Source organism: Rhodococcus sp. C3V (genome assembly GCF_029269915.1).
GTDB classification, from domain to species: domain Bacteria; phylum Actinomycetota; class Actinomycetes; order Mycobacteriales; family Mycobacteriaceae; genus Rhodococcus_F; species Rhodococcus_F qingshengii.
Genome location: NZ_JARJBE010000001.1, coordinates 92400 through 105535 on the forward strand (window position 1 = coordinate 92400; position 13136 = coordinate 105535).

The following is a 13136-nucleotide window of genomic DNA, read 5'->3' on the forward strand; positions in this document are numbered from 1 at the left end:
GGCTCATGCGCGTAGGGCGGGATCGCGGTGAGCCGGATCGATCCGGACCGGAATCTGGCACACCACGGCCTCGGTGTGTTTGCGCAGTGCATGAGCGATCTCATCGGTCCGTTGGCTCGGGAGGAACCGGTGCCATCTGGTCGCCGGGTCGATGGTGGCGACTACGACAAAGGTTTCTCGGTGGGGGAAGTGTGTGCGGATGTATCGAGCGAGGGTATTCCCCACGGAATTCTCGGTGTCCTCGATGACGATCAAACGCGAATTCGGGTGTCGGGCTTGCCATCGGCGTGTGAAGTCCGTCGTCGATTCGTGAGCCAGGCAGACTCGAATTGCGATGGGCTGTGACGACATCGCCGTTGCCGCGGCCATCGCGCGGGTGGAGAGCGACGTAATTTCGGACACGGGTACTAGGACCGCTGGTTTGTATCCGATAGACAGAGAATCGTTCTCACCCTGAACGGTTAACCGCGTACCGATATGTGTGTACGCACCGCGGATGCGTTCCATGCCGAGGACGAGCGCAGGGAGCGCGAGAGCGATCAACCAAGCGCCCTCGGTGAACTTCATGGCGGTAGTCACCACTGCTGCGATCGAAGTCAACGCAGCCCCGAAACCGTTGAGCGCTAGGCGCCACTTCCAGCCCGGCGTCTGTTCGGCGAGCCAGTGGCGCACCATGCCGAACTGCGCGAGCGTGAATCCGATGAACACACCGATGGCGAACAGCGGCACCAAGGTGTTCATGTTTCCGCCGGATCCGATGAGCAGGAGTGCACCGACGCCTCCGAGCGACAAGACGCCGTACGTGAAGACGTCGCGCGTCGACTTCCGGCTGAAGCGGTGCGGGAGCACGTTGTCGTCGGCGAGGATTCGCATCAGGTTCGGAAGTCCGCCGTAAGAGGTGTTCGCGGCCAACGCCAACAGAATCACAGTGGAGAATTGGACGACGTAGTAGCCCACACCATTTCCGAGGGCAGCGGAAGTGAGTTGCGACAGGACCGTTGTTCCAGGGACTGGGGCCAGTGAGAACTTCTCGATCAACACGGCAAGGCCGATCAACATGGTGCCCAAAAGGATTCCCAGAGCTACTTCGGCACGCTGAGCGCTACGCACGCGAGGCTTCTTGAAACTGGGTACCGCGTTGGCGATGGCTTCGACACCGGTCAATGCGGCGCAACCACTCGAAAATGCCTTGAGCAGAAGGAGAATGCCGATCGTGTGTGCGTTGTCGGCGAGGAAGGGAGCCGTTGCGGCAGCAGGGTTTTCCCGAAGTAGTCCGGCACCGATCACCGTGAAGATGCTGACGACAAAAACCACGGTGGGCAACATGAATACCCGCGCGGAATCTGCGATGCCCCGCAGATTCAGTGCCGTGATGCCGCCGAGTATCGCCAGTGCGATCCAGACCGTGTAGGGAAGAAGCGCAGGGAAGGCGGAGGTCAGAGCCGCGACACCGGCTGCGATCGATACCGCGACGTTGAGGGTGTAGTCGACGATCAACGATGCGGCGGCGGTCAGGCTTGCGCGAGGACTCAGATGCTTCTTTGCGACGGCGTACGCGCCACCGCCTTCGGGAAATGCGGCGATCACTTGGCGGTACGACGCCACCAGGACCACAAGCAGCACTGCGATGGCGATTGTCACCGGCACGGTGAACCCGATCCCTGCGCCGCCGGCGAGGGCCAACACCAACACGATGGCTTCTGGCCCGTACGACACCGAGGCCATCGCGTCGAGCGAAAGCCCTGCCAGTCCGGTTGCGACGGAGAGCTTCTGATTCTCTGGCCCACGGGCCGGGCGGGTCGTCGACGATATGACTCCACGGTGTCCGAGTATCACTGCATGTCTCACCGAGTCAGTATCGTCATTTCCCGTAGCTCTGAGACTGATCTTGACGATGCTTTGACGCGATGGCCCGCAAATCTGTACGGGTTCACAACGGGGGTTCGAGTCGCGGGAAGCCTTGTGACAGCTGATCAATCCAGCGAGCGCGCTTGGCGAGAATATCGCGGTTCCGAGACTCCGATTGGGCGGCGACGTGCGAAAGTAGGTCGCGAAGTCGGCCCAGAACGAGTGGCGAGTTCGATGCCGAGGCTATGACGTCGTCCAGTCCGGTTCTGACGAAGCTCGTGAAGTCGGGCAGTGGAATCACCACACGCAGATCACCACGCTCGTCGACGGCCCGGATCGAATCTGCGCGTACGGAGGCCACCAGAGAGAGGAGGTCCTCGATCTCGTCCAGAGCCTGCACGGCCGTCGCAGGATCGTTGATAGCGGGTGAGAGCGCTCTGAGCGCGATGTCAGCCAACAACCGAATCGCGAGTAGGGGGTCCTGGGTGAAGGTCCGCTCACTCCCACTGACCAAGGCGTCAAGGATCGTGTTGGCGGGCATGGGTCCGCCGTAGACGTCGGCGAGCGGCAATCCGTCTCGCAGCGTGCTACCCGGCGACACTCGGAGGACCACCATGGATCGGCAGTTCCGAGCGTTCTGCAGCAGATCTTCGACGAGGATCTGCTGCAGAACGGCCGGCGGTCGATGCCACTCGATTGTCGTGATCACCGGAAGTGTTGGTAGAGGAGGCAACTCCAGATCGGTGGTGGGGTACACGGCGGCGAAGACTGCTCGGCCACGACTCGAGATCGTGGTCAGTACCGGAGCCAACTGGATGGCCGAGAATGCGCGCAGCTGGAGCAGTCTGATCAGCGTCAGCGTGGCCAAGAGTGCCAGCACTGCGAGGCTGGGCACAACCACGGACACATCCGTTTCGTTGCTGATGGCGAGCGCCGCCGTGATGTCGAAAACCGACTGGCCTATCGCGAAGGCAAACGTCCGCCACACGATGGGGTCGTCGCGGAACAACAACAAGCGAGGAGTGAAGGTGGTCGCGGCCCACTGGACGACGAGGAACAGCAGCGAGAAGATCACTGCCACTACACCCAATAACCCCAGTCCGAGGGCAACGAGCATCTCGCTGACCTGACGGGCGGGAATCATCGGGCCGCTCCGGACATACGGCATCCCCAGTCCGGCAGCCAGCCCCACGACGACGCACAGGATCTGGGTCAGGCCGGCACGTACACGGCGCCGGGGGACGAGGAAGGCATGCCCGATCGGGGTGGGAGCGAAACGTCCGGGCTGATCCACACTTCAAGCCTCCACGCTGCGGCAATGGTGCGCCTTCACCCGAAACGGATGATGTCGACGTCGTCGTGATCCTGAAACGCTTGAAAGAGCCATGTGAGAGACAGAAGGCGAGACGTCATGACGGATCCGACAGACCAGAGCCGCGCCGTACTACCGATTCCGGATCGACAACATCTTGGTCTGGTGACGTACGACGCGAAGGATCCGGACACCGAGTTTCCGCCGATCACTCCGCTACTACCGCCGGCCGGCGCACCCAATGTTCTGGTGGTCCTGTTGGACGACGTGGGATATGGCGCGAGCAGTGCCTTCGGCGGACCAGCGGACACACCGACTGCTGAGCGATTGCAAAGTAATGGGCTCACGTATACGCGGTTTCACACGACGGCACTGTGTGCTCCGACCCGCGCCGCTCTTCTGAGCGGGCGCAACCATCATTCGGTCGGCATGGGATCGATCACCGAAACCGCTACCTCGGCTCCTGGTCTTTCCGGCCTGCGGCCGAATACCAAAGCCGCACTGCCGATGACGTTGAAACTCAACGGATACTCGACGGCGCAGTTCGGCAAGTGTCACGAGGTTCCGCCGTGGCAAACATCCCCGGTGGGACCGTTCACGTCGTGGCCGACGGGAGAAGGCGGATTCGAGCATTTCTACGGATTCATCGGCGGGGAGAACAACCAGTATTACCCGGCGCTGTACGAGGGCGTCGCGCCTGTCGAGCCGGACAAGACACCGGAGGAGGGTTACCACCTCACCGAAGACCTTGCCGATCACGCGATCGACTGGGTTCGGATGCAGAAGTCATTGGCTCCGGACAAGCCGTTCTTCGTCTACTTTGCACCCGGCGCTACCCATGCGCCGCACCATGTTCCGATGGAGTGGGCCGACAAGTACGAGGGCCGGTTCGCAGGAGGTTGGGACGCTCAACGCGAATCGATTCTCGAGCAGCAGAAGCAGCGGGGGGTCGTTCCCGCGGATGCGGTCCTCACCCCGCGTCCCGAGGCCATCCCGGCGTGGGAGGACACGAGTGAGGAGATGAAGCCCGTCCTCGAACGCCAAATGGAAGTCTATGCAGGATTTCTCGAACACACCGATTTCCATGTCGGCCGGCTTGTCGATGCGATCGAAGAACTCGGAGCTCTCGACAACACTCTCGTGTACTACATCATCGGAGACAACGGAGCATCCGCAGAGGGGACGATCAACGGCGCTTTCAACGAGATGGCCAACTTCAACGGACTCGCCGCCATCGAAACACCCGAGTTCATGGCGGAAGTGAAAGACAAATTCGGTACCAAGGACGCATACAACCACTATTCCGTGGGGTGGGCGTGGGCAATGTGTACGCCGTATCAGTGGACGAAACAGGTTGCGTCACACTGGGGTGGCACCCGTAACGGGACGATCGTGCACTGGCCTGCAGGGATTCGGACCAAGGGAGAGACGCGGTCGCAGTTCACCCACGTCATCGACGTTGCACCGACGATCCTCGAAGTCGCGAAACTACCGGAACCGACCTTTGTCAACGGCGTCCAGCAATCACCCATCGAGGGGACCAGCATGGTCTACACCTTCGACGACGCCGAAGTCGCCGAACGTCACGATCTGCAGTACTTCGAGATGGCCGGCAACCGTGGAATCTATTACAAGGGTTGGAGTGCGGTCACCAGGCACAGCACTCCGTGGCTTTTCGCGGAGGCACTCCCCGCTCTCGACGACGACGTGTGGGAGCTCTACGACGGGTCTCAGGATTGGACGCAGTCCAAAGATTTGGCGGCCGAGTTGCCGGAGAAACTCGCTGCACTGCAACGCTTGTGGTTGATCGAAGCGGTCAAGTACAACGTGCTTCCGATCGACGACCGAAGATTCGAGAGGTTCAACCCTCACATCGCGGGGCGTCCGCAGTTGGTGTCCGGGAATCGACAGGTTCTGTTTCCCGGAATGAAACGGCTGAGCGAGCACAGCGTGCTGAGTATCAAGAACCGATCATTCAGTGTCACAGCAGCAGTCGACGTCGCGGATGGCATTACTGCCAACGGTGTGATGATCGCGCAGGGAGGCAGATTTGGCGGCTGGGCACTTTACGCGCGGGAAGGCCGCGCCAAATTCGTCTACAACCTATTGGGCATGACCGAGTTCGTCATCGGTTCCGACGTTGACATTCCGGCAGGATCACACCAGATCAGAGCTGAGTTCACCTACGACGGAGGTGGTCTCGCGAGAGGCGGTGGGGTCACGATCTATCACGACGGTCGCGAAGTGGGCTCAGGTCGCGTCGAGCAGACGCAACCGATGGTCTTCTCCGCGGACGAGACCACCGACATCGGGGATGACTACGGCATGCCTGTCAGTGTCGATTACAGTGGCGCAACCACATTCAACGCACGTATCGACGTCGTGCAGATCGATGTCGGTGACGACGACCATACCCACCTCATCGATCCGGAGGAGGTGGCGCGAGTGGCGGTGTCCAGACAGTGATTCCACAGGCAAGAGCAGCAGTCACAATCTCCTGAGGGAGGGTCGCAATGCCGACCGTCATCCGAACTGTTCACGATCTGGTCCGCCACGCGCGGGGGCCGACGCACCATCACCACCATCAATCCGTGCACGAGGCGCGGCGAATGCGTGCCCACCACATTCTGGTCACGCATTCGCTCGCCTGATTTCGGAGCTACAGGTCGCGCGCCAATGCTCGTCCGGCTGCGCGGCCCGAGAAGATGCAGCCGCCGAGGAAGGTCCCCTCGAGTGCGCTGTAACCGTGGACTCCGCCGCCGCCGAAGCCCGCGACTTCACCGGCTGCGTACAGACCGTCGAAGACACTGCCGTCGGCCTTGATGACCTGCGAATCCAGGTTGGTTTCCAAGCCGCCGAGGGTCTTGCGTGTGAGTAGGTGCAACCGGACCGCGATCAGTGGGCCGTTCTTGGGGTCCAGGATCTTGTGCGGTGCAACGACGCGCACGATCTTGTCTGCCAACAGATTACGGGCACCGTGGATGGCGGTGACCTGGAAGTCCTTGCTGTACTTGTTATCGACTTCGCGGTCGCGGGCGATCATCTCGCGTTCGATGTCCTCGTAGTCGAGGAGCGGTTCGTCGGTGAGGGCGTTCATGCCGTCGACCAGATCACGAAGGTTGTTGCGCACCACGAAGTCCGCGCCCTTCTGCTTGAACGCCTCGACCGGTCCCGGCGCGCCCTTCTTGATTCGTTCGAGGAGGAGCTTGAAGTCGCGGTTGGTGAAGTCAGGGTTCTGTTCCGATCCCGAGAGTGCGAACTCCTTCTCGATGATCTTCTGGTCGAGGATGAACCACGTGTACTCGTGGCCGCTGTCGAGGATGTACTTGAAAGTTCCCATCGTGTCGAAGCCGGGGAAGTTGGGGACCGGCAGACGCTTGCCGGTGGCGTCGAACCACATCGAGGACGGTCCGGGGATGATTCGGATTCCGTGGTTGGGCCAGATGGGATTCCAGTTCTGGATGCCTTCGGTGTAGTGCCACATGCGGTCGCGGTTCACGATGTTTCCGCCTGCGGATTCGGTGATTTCGAGCATGCGTCCGTCGACGTGTGCAGGTACTCCCGTCAGCATGTGCTTCGGCGCCTTGCCGAGTCGCTCGGGCCAGTTCTTCTTCACCAGTTCGTAGTTGCCGCCGATTCCACCGGAGGTGACCACGACGGCCTGTGCGGCGAAATCGAATTCGCCGATGGGGGTGCGCGAGCTCTTCACGCCGCGCAGATCACTGGAAGGTTCGAGGACGGTTCCGCGTACACCAGTGACCGCACCGTCGGTCACCACCAACTGATCCACCTGGTGGCGGTGCTTGAACGTGACCAGTCCGCGCTTCTGGGCAGCAATCACCTTGGTCAGAAAGACATCGACCACGCCGGGGCCGGTTCCCCAGGTGAGGTGGAAGCGCGGCACCGAATTGCCGTGTCCAAGAGCCATTCCGCGGCCGCGTTCGGCCCAGCCGACATTCGGCATCAGGCGAAGCCCCAGATCGTGCAGGTACTGACGCTTGTCGCCCGCTGCGAACTCGACGTACGCCTTGGCCCACTGACGCGGCCAGTGATCTTCGCGCTCACGGTCGAATCCGGCTGTGCCCATCCAGTCCTGCATTGCCAACTCGAGGGAGTCCTTGATGCCGAGTCGGCGTTGTTCGGGGCTGTTCACGAGGAAGAGTCCGCCGAGAGACCAAAATGCCTGCGCGCCGAGGTTGGCAGCGTTCTCCTGTTCCACGACAAGGACTTTGCGGCCCGCGCGCGTCAGTTCGTAGGTGGCGACCAGTCCCGCCAGCCCTGCCCCGACAACGATGACGTCAGCTTGTTCGCTCACGACAACTCCTCTTCCGATTGGTTGTTCTGGATTATTTCGCTGTAGGACAGCAGAATTCGAGTGAAGATATCGCGGCGCAGTGCAAAGGCGGCGTTGGTGTCGGTATCGACGAGGCACTGCACGCTGGTGCCGTCGTGCACTGCAACCAATGCCCGTCCCAACGCCGTCGGGTCGCCGACGATTGTTCGCCCGACGTCGCTGAGTGCGGACTCCACAATGGGCAACAGGGTGCGAAGGATCGCGTCTTCACGGTCGGCAAGGGCTTCGCGAAGTGCCGGGTTACGGAGCGCGTGGGCTGTGAATTCCGCGTTGATCCGGTACCACTGGGGGTCGACCGGAACCACCGCCACGATCCGGGCGACAGCGGCATGGATGTCGACGGTGTTGCCGGCGGTGATCGACTCCGTCGCCAACCTCAGGTCTGCGAGCATTGATGCAGATCGCTGCTCCCACATCGCGAAGAACAATTCGTCGAGTGAATCGAAGTTGGAGTAGAACGCGCCTCGGGAGTATCCGGCGCGTTCGCAGATCTGCTCGACCGTGGCGTGCCCGAACCCGGCTTCGGAGAAGACATCTGCAGCCGCGTCGAGCAGGCGCTGCCGGGTTTGACCACGGCGTTTGGTGACACGCTTGGCCGGCGAGTTGTCCGTTCCAGTCGTCATCGGCGCCTCCGTCAGGGTGGGACCCCAAACGATACACGGATGTATCCGATGCGTAGGCGTATCTCGATTTGTCCTTCTTCGCAGGTATTTCTATGCGTATCTAGTAAATGTCCAAGAGAAGTGAATATTCAGGTGTGATCGCTACAGATGCAGATCACGCTTCCTGATCGCCGCAGTGGCGACGACGCTGATCGCCGAGGTGGCCACCAGATATCCACATGCCAGCCAGGGCGAACCGCCACTGGCGCCGATCAGTGCCGTCAGAATCAGAGGTGTGACGCCGGAGGCGTAGATACCCGAGAACTGGTAAACGACCGACAACCCGGTGTACCGGATTTCTGTGGGGTAGAGGCTCGCATACAGCGTTCCCTGGGCGCCGTAGAACAAGGCGTGAATCACTCCGAAGACCACGACCATCGCGACTCCGAAGAGCAGGAGATTCTCGGTACCGAACAGTGCGAAGGCGGGGAAGATCGCGAGGCCGTACGCGGCGATGCCCACGATGTAGACCCGTTGCGGGCCGAACCGATCAGTGAGTAAACCGGAAAACGGCAGCAAGATCGCCATCACTACTGCGGCCACGGTGACCACAAGAAGTACCGGAACCTTTTCGAAATGCAGAGTCTTGGTTGCATACGTGATTGCAAAGACGCCCCAGGTGTTGAACGCGGCGCCCTCGCCCCAGCGAGACAGCATGCCCAGTACGGTGTTTCGCGCGACTTTTCCTTGAAAGACTTCCCTGAGCGGGGCGGACGAGCGTTGTTCGAGGTCGCGAACGGCCTGAAAGGCGGGCGTCTCGTCGACCTTCAAACGGACCACCAACCCCACGATCACGAGCACCAAGCTGAGAACAAAGGCTATGCGCCAGCCGAAACGGAGAAACTGTTCGTCGTCGAAGACCGTTTGAAGTAGTGCGAACATTCCTGTGCCCAAAGCCAAGCCGAGAGCCAGCCCGATCTGCGGGATGCTGCCGAACAGCCCGCGCTTCTTCTCCGGACTGTGTTCGACCGCCAGAAGAACGGCTCCGGCCCACTCACCACCGAGAGCAAATCCCTGCAGGATACGAAGCAGCAGAAGCAGAATCGGTGCAACGACCCCGATTTGAGCTGCGGTCGGAAGGACACCCATGAGCGCCGTCGCGATACCCATGATGAACATCGTGAGGGCAAGCGTTTTCTTGCGCCCGATGCGATCGCCGATGTGACCGAACACCACTCCGCCGATGGGGCGAACGAGAAAGCCGACCGCGAAGGTCGCAAAAGAAAGCATGGTCCCGACAAAGGAACTCTGGTTGGGGAAGAACAGTTGGTTGAAGACGAGGCTCGCGGCCGTCGCATAGAGGAAGAAGTCGTACCACTCGACCGTCGTGCCGAGCAGGCTCGCGGCGACGACGGTTCTCAGTCTGGATCGCCGCTCGTCGTCGGTCTCGTTCGAGAACGGTGAATTGTGCTCGACTTCGGCAAACGTGGTCATCGGAGCCCCCGGGTCGCGGTGCAAATTCACGAAGGTATCGCCGGAGCCGAAAGTGGGCACCCGTAGCGATCAGGGTGATTTCAACCCTGTTCTTCGAGGTGGACTGTGGTTGTAATGACAGAAGAGTTCTGCCTGTTCGTCGACGAAAGGAATCACCGTGTCACTGCGCTTCCACTGGTTCTTGCCTACTTACGGTGATTCCCGGAATCTGATGGCGGGTGGGCACGGCAGCTCGATGTCCGGTGATCGTCCGGCGACGCTGAAATACCTCAATCAGATCGGCGCGGCCGCCGAGACGAACGGCTTCGAGGCCGTCCTCACGCCGACCGGCGCGTGGTGCGAAGACGCATGGCTGACGACAGCGATGATGCTCGAGACCACCGAGACGCTCAAGTTTCTGGTTGCTCTGCGACCGGGATTGCTCAGCCCGACGCTGGCCGCCCAGATGGCCGCAACCTTCCAATGGCAGTCGGGCGGTCGTCTGCTGCTCAACGTCGTGACCGGCGGGGAGGACCACGAGCAGCGCACGTTCGGTGACTTCCTCGACAAGAACCAACGGTACGCACGATGCGGCGAGTTCCTCGACGTGATCCGCCAGTTGTGGTCCGGTAACGGTCCGGTTGATTTCTCCGGCGAGTACGTCAACGTGGAAAAGGCTACGCTGCAGCGTATTCCGGATCCGGTACCGCCCATCTTCTTCGGCGGATCGTCGCCGGCGGCCGGAACCGTCGCATCGCGTTACGCGGATACGTATCTCACGTGGGGTGAGACGCCGTCCGCTGTTGCCGCCAAGATCGCCTGGATCCGCGACCTCGCGGAAGTCCAAGGTCGTCACCTCGACTACGGAATCCGTCTGCATGTCATCAGCCGGGACACCTCGGAACAGGCATGGGCAGAAGCGGATCGGCTGCTCAGTGCGCTCGATCCGGCGACCGTCGAGCAGGCTCAGGCGAGTCTTGCGCGATCCGGCTCCGAAGGTCAGCGTCGAATGCTCGAATTGCACGGCGGCGGTTCGGCTTACAAGGAGGGCGTCGGAGCGAGGTCGCTGGAGATTGCGCCGAACCTGTGGACCGGCGTCGGATTGGTGCGAGGGGGTGCAGGCACCGCATTGGTAGGTTCGCACCAAGAAGTGGCTGATCGGATTGCCGAGTACGCGGCGATCGGCCTGGATCACTTTGTATTGTCGGGCTATCCCCATCTCGAAGAGGCGTATCAGTTCGGTGAGGGTGTGCGTCCGATCCTCGAAAAGCGTGGATTGGTAGCACCGCACGGTTCGGTCGGCGGACCGGTGCGAACGCCCTTCGTCTCCAGTGGGAACTGAGTCGAAAAGCAAGCTCTTCGAGAAGGGGACGTTTGTCCCGATCTTTCGGGCACGGCCTCCCTCCGGGACTATTCACGCAATTCGGTCAGTAGATCCGTTCTAGGCTGCGCACTGTTGCCGAACTCAAGGCGCAGTACGAAAGGATCCTCGATGAAGCTGGGCACGAGTGGAGTACGTCGCGTCGTGGGAACCGTGGCAGTCGCCGCTGCAACCGCGGCAGGCGTCGCGATGGTCAATCCTGCAACTGCGTCGGCCGAGGTGGTCCCGCCGGTCGTCTCGTACAAGGTGACCGGAAACGATCTGGCACTGACGATCACGAACAACAACACGGGCATTGCCCCGTTGTGCCAGGCGTTTGTCGTCAACGCCGCGGATTCTGCTGCCGTGCTTGATGATCCGCTCAAGCTGCTCGATCCGAACCTTGTGGTGTACCCCAAGATCACCGACCCGTCCTCACTGTTCGCTGTCGGTAAGGGGCAGACGGTCACCAACACCGTGACCGATGTTCCGGACGGAACCTACGCCGTGCTCGGTGCGTGCTCCGATCTTCTCGATCTGGAGACGTTGGGTAAGCCTGTTCCTGGCGTGCCGAGCCTCGTTGTCATCGGTGGACCGTTCAGCGGCATCAATACCGGAAGCCTGAGCGACCTGTTCGGCAGCGGCAGCCTCGAAGGACTTTTCGGGTAGCTCACCGTCTGTCTCCCCAATTTTCCGACTGAGCGGTCTATTCTTCAGGCATCTGGTGATCTGACCGACTTGCCTGGAGGTTCGGAAATGCGAAGTCGTGGATTCAAACGCGTTCTCGGAAGCATTGTCGCGGCGTCGGCCGCCGTCGTGGGACTTGTTGTCATGACTCCGGCGACGGCGTCGGCAGCACCGGCGATTCTCCCGCCTCCGATGTCGGTGAGCGCAGCGGACAATGCGATCACCTTCACCATCACCAACCCGAACCCGCGGTTCAGCTTCATCAACTGCACAGTGGCGATCCTCAACGCCAGAGATGTCCCCGACGTGATTCGTGATCCGGCAAAGCTGCTCCAGCCCGGCGTGTTGGTGTATCCGACCGTCAGCAACATCCTCGATCTGTTTGCCGTTTCGCCTGGGCAGACGATCACGCGGACCGTCGGCAATCTGCCGGCCGGGGTGTACGCCGTTGCGGGAGCGTGCGTTCGACTGCTCGATCCGACCAACCCCACTATCGCGATTCCGCAGGCCGTTGTGGTCGGCGGCTGGTTCGAGGGCGCCGGAACCGGAAGTCTCTCAGGTTCTTTGGAGGACCTGGGATACAACACGGTCCAGGACTTGATCGACGCGTGGAATCGAATCAGCTCGGGAAGCAGCGGCGGCAGCTTCCAGTTCGACTACCAAGGTGGCTCGGATTTCGAGGTAGTGGGTCCCACGTCGTAGTCGGTCCGGCTCACTTGCGCGCGCGGTGGCGTCGCACCGCGTCGCGATTCGCACACGTGGGGGAGCAGTACCGCTGATTGCCGTTGCGTGAGGTGTCCGCATAGATGTTGGTGCACTCGTCCAGGGTGCACCGACCTAATCTGTGCATTCCGCGGCCGACGAGGTGCAGCGCCGTGCCTACCGAGAAGAGGGCCCTGAGGACCTCGGCGAGCGACTGTTGCGGATCGCGGTAGTGCAGATGCCACCCGTCGTTTGCGTGGTTGGTCATGCGCGGATACGCCGACGCTTGCTCGAGCATGACGTTCACCAACTCGGCGCGGGCTGCCTCCTCCGTGACGTCGACGATTTTCGACCACTCGATCAGAAGGTCGAGGGTCTCGTCGAGGTCCATCTCGGCGATGGGGAAATCGAGAATGATGCCTGCATCGACGCAGCGTTCGACGAGTTCGGCCAAGGTCTCGGGATTTCGATTGGCCAGGTCGGCGGCCAGCGTCACCGCATATTCGCCGTAAGGGTTGAGATGCACAATGCCATTACATCATGCTCGTCGTATGAAGAAAACAGATTTCGCGCCGATAAGTTGCATCCACCGCTGGGAGATCGAATCTCGGCATCGGACCAGCGAGGGGACGGTCACCTACCTGCGCTGCCATTGCGGGTCGTGGCAGACCTTGCTCGCCGAATGGGTGTCGGGCGGTGCGGGCTCGGCCGTCGCTGCGCCGATCAAGGTCAGGTCCAGGTAATGGTCAGCTAATCGCTCCGTTTTGCCTCGGGTGACATGGAACGTGTTCTAGATTC

12 protein-coding genes are annotated in these 13136 nt (G+C 61.2%); 6 read left to right on the forward strand and 6 right to left on the reverse strand.

Annotated features, from left to right (window positions below; genetic code table 11):
* Window positions 1-3: 3 nt before the first annotated feature.
* Together P3G66_RS00490 and P3G66_RS00495 are read right to left on the reverse strand one after the other, a co-directional pair.
* Window positions 4-1836, reverse strand: coding sequence for an APC family permease (locus P3G66_RS00490; RefSeq protein WP_219467457.1), 1833 nt, complete (start codon window positions 1834-1836; stop codon window positions 4-6).
* Between the two features lie 94 nt (window positions 1837-1930).
* Window positions 1931-3142 carry a DUF2254 family protein gene (locus P3G66_RS00495; RefSeq protein ID WP_065351480.1) on the reverse strand — a complete coding sequence of 404 codons (1212 nt, stop codon included), beginning with the start codon at window positions 3140-3142 and terminating at the stop codon, window positions 1931-1933.
* Between the two features lie 117 nt (window positions 3143-3259).
* Between P3G66_RS00495 and P3G66_RS00500 the strand changes: the two genes are divergently transcribed.
* Together P3G66_RS00500 and P3G66_RS00505 are read left to right on the forward strand one after the other, a co-directional pair.
* On the forward strand, window positions 3260-5626 hold the full coding sequence (locus tag P3G66_RS00500; RefSeq protein ID WP_276116059.1) for an arylsulfatase: 2367 nt from the start codon (window positions 3260-3262) through the stop codon (window positions 5624-5626).
* 47 nt (window positions 5627-5673) lie between these two features.
* A complete protein-coding gene (locus tag P3G66_RS00505; protein WP_153211511.1) occupies window positions 5674-5811 on the forward strand; it encodes a hypothetical protein in 138 nt (45 codons plus the stop codon).
* Window positions 5812-5819: 8 nt separating this feature from the next.
* Here P3G66_RS00505 and P3G66_RS00510 read toward each other — a convergent pair whose 3' ends face one another.
* The 3 genes from P3G66_RS00510 to P3G66_RS00520 form a co-directional block, all read right to left on the reverse strand.
* Window positions 5820-7475, reverse strand: coding sequence for an FAD-binding dehydrogenase (locus P3G66_RS00510; RefSeq protein ID WP_208690189.1), 1656 nt, complete (start codon window positions 7473-7475; stop codon window positions 5820-5822).
* The gene (locus P3G66_RS00515; protein WP_209922260.1) at window positions 7472-8137 is read right to left on the reverse strand and encodes a TetR/AcrR family transcriptional regulator; all 666 of its coding nucleotides are present in this window, start codon (window positions 8135-8137) and stop codon (window positions 7472-7474) included. Before P3G66_RS00515 ends, P3G66_RS00510 begins: the two co-directional genes overlap by 4 nt.
* 141 nt (window positions 8138-8278) lie before the next feature.
* Complete coding sequence (locus P3G66_RS00520; protein WP_214924337.1) at window positions 8279-9610, reverse strand: MFS transporter; 1332 nt, start codon at window positions 9608-9610, stop codon at window positions 8279-8281.
* A 157-nt stretch (window positions 9611-9767) separates the two neighbouring features.
* On the opposite strand from P3G66_RS00520, the gene P3G66_RS00525 reads away from it, so the two are divergent.
* The 3 genes from P3G66_RS00525 (at window position 9768) to P3G66_RS00535 (ending at window position 12338) form a co-directional block, all read left to right on the forward strand.
* On the forward strand, window positions 9768-10931 hold the full coding sequence (locus P3G66_RS00525; protein ID WP_003940457.1) for an LLM class flavin-dependent oxidoreductase: 1164 nt from the start codon (window positions 9768-9770) through the stop codon (window positions 10929-10931).
* A gap of 150 nt (window positions 10932-11081) precedes the next feature.
* Window positions 11082-11618, forward strand: coding sequence for a hypothetical protein (locus P3G66_RS00530; RefSeq protein WP_007729952.1), 537 nt, complete (start codon window positions 11082-11084; stop codon window positions 11616-11618).
* Between the two features lie 87 nt (window positions 11619-11705).
* The gene (locus tag P3G66_RS00535) at window positions 11706-12338 is read left to right on the forward strand and encodes a hypothetical protein (RefSeq protein WP_030536522.1); all 633 of its coding nucleotides are present in this window, start codon (window positions 11706-11708) and stop codon (window positions 12336-12338) included.
* 10 nt (window positions 12339-12348) lie between these two features.
* Here the strand turns inward: P3G66_RS00535 and P3G66_RS00540 are convergent, their stop codons facing one another.
* Window positions 12349-12864 (reverse strand): CGNR zinc finger domain-containing protein, encoded by a 516-nt coding sequence (locus tag P3G66_RS00540; RefSeq protein ID WP_276116060.1) that lies wholly within the window; start codon window positions 12862-12864, stop codon window positions 12349-12351.
* A gap of 25 nt (window positions 12865-12889) precedes the next feature.
* On the opposite strand from P3G66_RS00540, the gene P3G66_RS00545 reads away from it, so the two are divergent.
* Complete coding sequence (locus tag P3G66_RS00545) at window positions 12890-13081, forward strand: hypothetical protein (RefSeq protein WP_039973125.1); 192 nt, start codon at window positions 12890-12892, stop codon at window positions 13079-13081.
* Window positions 13082-13136 lie beyond the last annotated feature (55 nt).

Excerpts from the sequence above, each read along its gene's own strand:
- P3G66_RS00500 (WP_276116059.1), top strand. The coding sequence starts at position 3,260 with ATGACGGATCCGACAGACCAGAGCCGCGCCGTACTACCGATTCCGGAT.
- P3G66_RS00505 (WP_153211511.1), top strand. The coding sequence starts at position 5,674 with ATGCCGACCGTCATCCGAACTGTTCACGATCTGGTCCGCCACGCGCGG.
- P3G66_RS00515 (WP_209922260.1), bottom strand. The coding sequence starts at position 8,137 with ATGACGACTGGAACGGACAACTCGCCGGCCAAGCGTGTCACCAAACGC.
- P3G66_RS00520 (WP_214924337.1), bottom strand. The coding sequence starts at position 9,610 with ATGACCACGTTTGCCGAAGTCGAGCACAATTCACCGTTCTCGAACGAG.
- P3G66_RS00530 (WP_007729952.1), top strand. The coding sequence starts at position 11,082 with ATGAAGCTGGGCACGAGTGGAGTACGTCGCGTCGTGGGAACCGTGGCA.
- P3G66_RS00535 (WP_030536522.1), top strand. The coding sequence starts at position 11,706 with ATGCGAAGTCGTGGATTCAAACGCGTTCTCGGAAGCATTGTCGCGGCG.
- P3G66_RS00545 (WP_039973125.1), top strand. The coding sequence starts at position 12,890 with ATGAAGAAAACAGATTTCGCGCCGATAAGTTGCATCCACCGCTGGGAG.